This is a genomic window from Bacillus sp. SIMBA_031 (assembly GCF_046535225.1).
In the GTDB taxonomy this organism is placed as follows: Bacteria; Bacillota; Bacilli; order Bacillales; family Bacillaceae; genus Bacillus; species Bacillus velezensis.
Window position 1 is genome coordinate 1 of the sequence record NZ_JAWRXC010000339.1, and the last position, 264, is coordinate 264.

1 protein-coding gene is annotated in these 264 nt (G+C 41.3%); it reads right to left on the reverse strand.

The features are described from left to right. Positions 1–264: hypothetical protein (locus tag SB724_RS20560; RefSeq protein WP_410572762.1), on the reverse strand; the 264-nt coding region annotated here is incomplete at both ends.

A 264-nucleotide genomic window follows, 5' to 3' on the forward strand; every position in this document is an offset into this window, starting at 1 on the left:
TATTTGAGAACCAAATATTTCTAATTAGACCCTTCTTAATAAAGTCCCTATGCCAAGCCAACTTAACCTTTCGAAGCACCTGATTCCAGAAGTGCTGATTAATGTTATACATCGGACCATAAATAGCCGGAACATACACAACAGCTTCTTGCCGTAATTTTCGCTCAGGATTCGTGACATCGACAACGTACTTTGCAGTTTCGACTATTGCCTCTAGATATGATTCGGGATTAGATGCTTCCAGCGACGCTATTCTTTCAGGCG